The organism is Wolbachia endosymbiont of Drosophila tristis, assembly GCF_028981745.1.
Taxonomy (GTDB): domain Bacteria; phylum Pseudomonadota; class Alphaproteobacteria; order Rickettsiales; family Anaplasmataceae; genus Wolbachia; species Wolbachia pipientis.
The window spans coordinates 21,235-28,017 of sequence record NZ_JAPQLN010000081.1 but is presented as its reverse complement, the minus strand read 5'-3'; the positions used below and the strand labels follow the sequence as shown (position 1 = coordinate 28,017).

The window sequence follows — 6,783 nt, the reverse complement described above, 5'->3', positions numbered from 1 at the left end:
ATTTTCTACGCTGACATCTTGTAAACTCTGATCTGGACTTTTTAATATTTCTAATAATCTACTTGCAAGGTTTGAGTGTTTATTGATTACTGCAACCTGGACTAATGACTTGCCTTGATCATCACGAGCATTTGTTACAGCTACGCGCTCATCGGGTTTTATTGCTCTCAGCTTACTGATAATTTCAACATTACCATTTTTTGCATTTTCAAATAGCTCTTCTACTAATTTCAATAGGTTAGTAATATTCTGGTCTCGAGAAAGATCAAGTGGTGCTTTACCTTCTTTATTCTTGATGTTATAAATTGCACCATGTTTTAATAAAGATTTTACAACTTCCAAGGAGCCACCTTTAGCTGCAACATGAAGTGATGTAGTACCACTAGAAGTAGTTTTAGCATTAATAAAATCACTCAATTTATTGTGGCTTACACGTTGTAACAAAGCTTCAATAATTTCTTTATGACCTTTGGAAGCAGCAGTGTGTAATGGTGTATTACCCTTGTTAGTAACTTTAGTAGCATCAGCTCCATTTGCTAGCAAGATATTTACAACTTTTATGTGCCCATTATTAACAGCATAATGTAATGGCGTTCTTCCATCCACGTTCTTCGAATCAATGATTGCTCCATCTCTAATGGAACTCTCAATTCCTAAATAATTATTATCTTCTATAGCCTTAAATAACTTCTCAACCAATTTTAGTAATTTTATTACTTCTGGGTTTCCTCTTCTTTCCGCAAAGTGTAATGGTAAAACATATCTACCTCCTTCAGCTCTAGCATTAAAGTATGCTCCGCTCATAAGTAGAGACCTAACTATATCTAAATTACCAATTTGTGCCCCTAAGTGTAAAGGCGTAGCATTTTTATCCATTTTTGCATTAACATCCGCTCCATTTATAATAAGAGTTTTAACTACCTTAGGATGACCATATTGAGCTGCAAGATGTAGGGCTGTGCCTTTATTTTGATTTTCTTTTACATTTACATCAGCACCATGTTTCAATAGAACGGTTGCTATCTGATCATAACCTTTTTCTGCTGCAAAATGTAAAGGAGTCCAATTTGTGTGATCTAAAGCATTAATATCTGCTTCCTTTTCTAAGAGCAATTCAACCACCTCTAAATGATCATGGTCTACTGCAAAGTGTAGAGGTGTAGTACTTTTAACTGTTTTAGCATTAATGTCTGCTCCTTTATCAAGCAAAGATTTAGCAACTTCTAAATTACCATCATATGCTGCACAATGTAGAGGAGTCCAACTTCTGTTATCTAGAGCATTAATATCTGCTCCATTTTCAATCAAGAAATTCATTATTTCCAAGTGATTATGTTCTGCTGCCAAATGTAGAGCTCTTCTACCATCATCCATCTTTGCATTTATATTTGCTCCTTTTGCAATTAAGCTCTCTACTATTTTTAAAGAAAAACCATTATATGCTGCATTATGTAAAGGAGTCCAATTCTGATCATCCACGGTGTTAATGTTTGCTCCATTTTTAATTAAAAAATCACTCACCTCGAAATGACTTTGCTGAATTGCTAGATGCAAAGGTGTAAAACCTTCGTTTTTTTTAGCATTAACATTGGCTTTTTTCTCTATTAGTAGCTTCACTACTTCTAAGTGACCATTCTGAGATCCTATATGTAAAGCTGTGGAATTATCGTGGTCCTTAGCATTAACATCAATTCCCCTTACGAGAAGAAGAGACTTAACTACTCCAAAGTGATTACGTTCTGCTGCTAAATGTAGAGGTGTAAGATTCTCATAATCCTTAGCATTAACATTAGATTTTGCTTTTAGTAAAATGTCTACTAACTCTAAAAAGCCATTTTGAGACGCTAAATGTAGAGGTGTAATCTTATCATCTGTTTTTGCATTAACGTTTGCTCCCGCTTCAAGCAGAACTTTAACTATATCTAACCTACCAGTTTGTGTTCCCAGATGTAAGGGTGTAATGTTTGCATCAACTTTATGATTACCTATGCCTGAAGATCCAGCGTTAATATTAGACCCTTGTGAAATAAGAGCTTTAACTACTTCGAGGTTACCATTTTGTACTGCAGAATGCAAAGGTCTTGCTCGATCATTATTTACAGCATTAACATCTAATCCCTTTTCAATAAAAACATTTACTATATCTAGATGACCATTCTCTGCTGCTAGGTGTAAAGGTGTATTAAGTTTATCTGTTTTAGTACTAAGATCTGCTCCATTTGCAATCAAGGTGTTGACTATATCTAAATATCCTTGCTGGGATGCAAAACTTAAAGGTGTAAAGCCTAGAATGGTCTTATGGTTTACATCTGCTCCATGAGCAATAAGAAAGTTAACCATCTCTAAGCGATTTTTTGCAATTGAAAAATACAGTGGCGTAAAGCCATCGTACTTAATCTCTGAATTAATATCTAAACCTTCTCCTAATAAAGTGTTGACTAAATCCAACTGACCATTTCCTGCTGCTAAATGTAGTGGTGTAAGACTAAGATGTTTCTGAATTTCATAATTTTCATTTAAAAACTCTACAAAAAATTGCAGCTGATCCAGATTATTAGATATTCTATTAGTAAACATAAAGGCCTCGCATGAAGAATTTATGTAAAGTATAGTATCTACAAGTTTTTAAGCAAGATAAATCTTCTTCTTAAAAAAGATACTGTAATCCAATCTGTATGCTTATAACTTCTTCATTTGATCATGAGTAGATCAGTTGTCTCAGCTGCAATAGAGACACCTGCCTTAAGTAGCTACGTCAATTTTCTCTGTTTTTGCCCCTTTTTTTTCTGATGAAGATGTCTTCATTCTTCTCAGTAGCCAATATTCTTTTTAAAGAATAATCGTTACGTGCACCAAGGAACTTAGAAAGAACAATAGGAAATCCACTTAAAAAGCATTAATAATTATACATAATTCTAATGATCTTCATGAAAGGGCTTAGAATAGAATTTAATAGACAATCTGATTTTAATTGATATTAAACTGATCAGACTGAGAGTTGAAAATATGGCAATAATTCTTTTAGACACAAAAACTATAAATCGTATAGCAGCGGGAGAGGTAATAGAAAGGCCAGCGAGTGTAGTAAAGGAATTAGTAGAAAATGCAATAGATGCTGGAAGTTCAGAGATAGAGATCAAAATAGAAAGTGGTGGACGTAACCTTATAACTGTGACAGATGATGGAAATGGAATAGAAAAGGACGACTTAGAACTAGCATTTATGAGGCATGCCACTTCAAAATTAAGCGATAGTGAGTTAATAGAAATCAAGCACCTTGGGTTTAGGGGAGAAGCTTTACCTTCAATTGCAGCAGTAAGCAGAATGAAATTATCGTCTAAGGCAAGTGGAGCAAAGGAAGCATGGTCTATAAGGTATGAGGGAGGAGAAAAAATAAGAGAGATTACCCCTTGTTCTTTGTTACAAGGTACATATATTGAAGTTCGTGACTTATTTTTTGCTACACCAAATAGACTAAAGTTTCTAAAAACCGAAAGGGCAGAAACACAAAGTATTGTTGATATTGTGAATAACTTAGCGATGATTAATTATAGTATTGGGTTTACTCTCACTTCTGGTAATAAAAAGCTCTTAAAATATGTTAAGCAAACTTCGCTGTTCAACAGATTATGTGAAATAGAAGAAGAATTTCAAAGCAATTCACTGGAAGTTAAAGAGGAAGAAGAAGGCATCAAACTTAAGGGACACATCTGTAAACCTAATGTCAATCGTGGCAACTCAACTCAGATTTATACGTTTGTTAATGGAAGGCCAATAAAAGACAATCTACTTGTTGGTGCAATTAGATATGCGTATCACGATTTTATTCCAAACAATAGGTATCCTTTTGCAGTGTTGCATTTAGAAGTACCATATGACCAAGTAGATGTAAATGTGCATCCAAATAAATCGGAAGTAAGATTTCAGAATAAAAGGCTAATATATGAAATAGTGAGAAGAGGGATAATAAAAACACTATCAACGAGATTTGCAGCGGGTGATCAAGGTATTGAAGAGGAGCTAATTTTTAATGATAGTAAAAGCCAAGAGCAGGTTGATAGTCAAGAGAAAAAAGATCAAAAAGAGTTTTATGAAAAGAGACCAAGTCTTTTAGAAAATCGTCTAATGAAAGAATTCAATGCACCAGATGAAAGAAGGCAAAGCTTACCAGAAACTTTTAAGTATGGAGAATCCCCAGCCCAAAAGGGAACGATGGTTTTAGAAAGGAAGCAAATTGATTTGGTAGAGGATCATCCCCTAGGATATGCACGTTGTCAGGTCCACAATACTTACATTATTGCTGAGGCTGGAGATAGGCTGATTATAGTAGATCAACATGCAGCCTATGAGAGGTTGATATACGAGTGCTTAAAGCAAAAATCAAGCATAAAAAGACAAAAACTTCTTCCTGAAACAGTTGAAATTAAAAACCAAGCTGGAATGGGGATGGTTAAAACTTATAAAGATGAGCTTTTTGAAATGGGTTTTGATATTGAAATACAATCAGAAGATAAAGTAACGATAAAAGAAATACCTGCAATCTTGGGAACAATAGATATAAAAGAGATGCTAGTTGATATAGTAGATAAGTTAATGGAAATGGAAGATACGTTGCCAATAGAGGATAAGGTGAATAAAATATCAGCCACAATCGCTTGCCATGGAGCAGGAAGAAAAATGAAATTGGAAGAGATGAATGAGATACTAAGACAAATTGAGAAAACTCCATATCCTGGTCATGAAAGACCAACGTATATAGAAATGAAACTAAGTGATATAGAAAAATTGTTTGAAAGGAGATGAGTTCAGTTTGTCAAAAAGGTTCCCAATTAAGTATACGTAACAGCTCTTCTGGTTATGGAGTATAAAATGTGAAAAAAGAGAATAAATGCTCTAATTTTTTAGATTACAAAGTAATAGGACAGGAAGTAAGAAATCGTAGATTAGCAAAGGGATATACTCAAAAAGATTTAGCAAAAAAAATCGGAACAACATATCAGGTAATACTTCAATACGAAAAAGGAACACGCAGAATTTCAATTAAGAAGTTATATGAATTAGCAGAAGCATTATCAACAACTGCTAGAGATCTAGCTTGCGTACAAGAAGTATCAAATGAGGGAAGGTATGAGGGAGAAGAGGTATTAAATCTAGTAAGAAGACATAGAGAGATTAAGGATCAAGAATTACGTGAAACGTTTTATTTATTAACTAAATTCATCCGTATTAGTGAGGAAGAAAGTGGAAAGGCGGTAAAAATAGAAGTAGCAAAGGGTTTGGTTAAGGAAGGAGTTTCTGCTCATGTTATCTCTCGAACAACCAATTTATCTGTTGATGAATATGATAATGATGAGAAAAAAATTTCCATTCCGTATAAAGTAGGTCAAAGAGTAAAAGAATGGAGGTTGAGAAGAGGATACACTCAGGAAGATTTAGCAAGTAAAGTGGGCATAATAAATCAAAGAATATATGAATATGAACAAGGACGAGCTGCTGTTTCACTTGAAATGTTAGATGAAATAGCAAAGATGCTATTAATTAATATTACAGATCTGCTTCCAGAAACAAGAGAAAATGAGAATAGTGAAGTGGAACTATCAAGGTTAATAGAAGAATACAAAAAGATTAAAAGCCAAGAATTACGTCATGTACTCATAAAATCTCTGTTTGAAAGCATACAAGTTTGCAAAGAGAAAGTGAAGAGAGTAGAAAAGATGAAAATTGCAAAGAATTTAGTTAAGGAAGGAATTTCTATCAATATTATTTTAAAAACAGTGGGCATCTCTTTAGACGAAATTCAACAAATTTAAAATAAAAAATCAGTATCTATTAATATCTTTACTTTTTGATGAAAAAATAAGTAAAAAAGATTGAAAAATTGATTTGACTTCACTCAAAAGCTATGGCCTTATGCCAATGCTGACAAAAAACAGCAGTAAATATATAAAAACATTTTGTTATTAGTGAAGGGTAATTTTTATGAATAATAAGAAAGATCGTAGAGAAGAAATAGAATTCAGAGCATTAGAAAGCAACGGTAAAGCACTACTTGATCGTGAAGTAATAGAAACGTTTCTAAGTGCAGTGCATGACAGGGAAGAAGCTCGAATTATTGCTAGAAAGCTAATAGATAATTTTGGAATAGGAGGAGTTTTAGGCCAGGAAATAGATGACTTGAAAACTATAGAAGGGATAACTGACTCTACAGTAGCAGTAATTTTGTGCCTAAAGGAAGCTGCAAAGAGAGTACCAAGAGAAGAGTTAAAGAAAGGACCTGTAATGGATAACTTGGAAACCATAGTAAAATATTTAAGGGTGAGTATTGGCTATTCAGAGGAGGAAAAGATGAAAATAATATATTTTGATCAAAAGTGCCGTTTAAAGGGGGAAGAAGTGTTCACTGGTACAGTGGATAAGGTACCTTTTTACATAAGAGAAGTAACAAGAAAGGCATTAATAAGAAAAGCGACGTCAATAATAATATCGCATAACCACCCAGAAGGAAGGTTAAAGCCATCTGATGAGGATGAAGCTGTAACTAAAGACTTGGCTAAAGCTTGTCAGACTATAGGGATTAGGTTACTGGATCACATTATCATCACGAGTGTTGGGTATTTTAGCTTTAAAGAGCAAGGACTGTTATAAAGCAGATGTTTGAAGATTTTCATGAGTTATTTAACTAGTTGAATGAAGAAAGTATTTGCAAGCACATTAATTCTTGTTTATAATTAATGAAAAAGTATATATTGAATTAATAATAAAGTAATAAAGTCGGTTGTAGAC

Annotated in this window: 4 protein-coding genes; 3 read left to right on the top strand and 1 reads right to left on the bottom strand. The window is 33.6% G+C overall.

The genetic code is table 11. The features are described 5' to 3' along the window. On the bottom strand, positions 1 to 2,577 hold a 2,577-nt coding region (locus OZD64_RS03225; protein ID WP_274999280.1), incomplete at its 3' end, for an ankyrin repeat domain-containing protein. A 429-nt stretch (positions 2,578 to 3,006) separates the two neighbouring features. Here OZD64_RS03225 and mutL point away from each other — a divergent pair. From mutL to OZD64_RS03210, 3 genes are all read left to right on the top strand, one after another. Beyond that, positions 3,007 to 4,803: a DNA mismatch repair endonuclease MutL gene (mutL, locus tag OZD64_RS03220; protein WP_253309690.1), complete on the top strand. Its 1,797-nt coding sequence runs from the start codon at positions 3,007 to 3,009 to the stop codon at positions 4,801 to 4,803. 68 nt (positions 4,804 to 4,871) lie between these two features. Continuing rightward, positions 4,872 to 5,810 carry a WO male-killing family protein Wmk gene (gene wmk / locus OZD64_RS03215; protein WP_262986639.1) on the top strand — a complete coding sequence of 313 codons (939 nt, stop codon included), beginning with the start codon at positions 4,872 to 4,874 and terminating at the stop codon, positions 5,808 to 5,810. Between the two features lie 169 nt (positions 5,811 to 5,979). Continuing rightward, positions 5,980 to 6,645 (top strand): JAB domain-containing protein, encoded by a 666-nt coding sequence (locus OZD64_RS03210; RefSeq protein WP_143688756.1) that lies wholly within the window; start codon positions 5,980 to 5,982, stop codon positions 6,643 to 6,645. Positions 6,646 to 6,783 lie beyond the last annotated feature (138 nt).

Bases quoted from the DNA above. Each gene is read 5' to 3' on its own strand.
- mutL (WP_253309690.1), top strand. From the start codon at position 3,007: ATGGCAATAATTCTTTTAGACACAAAAACTATAAATCGTATAGCAGCG.
- OZD64_RS03210 (WP_143688756.1), top strand. From the start codon at position 5,980: ATGAATAATAAGAAAGATCGTAGAGAAGAAATAGAATTCAGAGCATTA.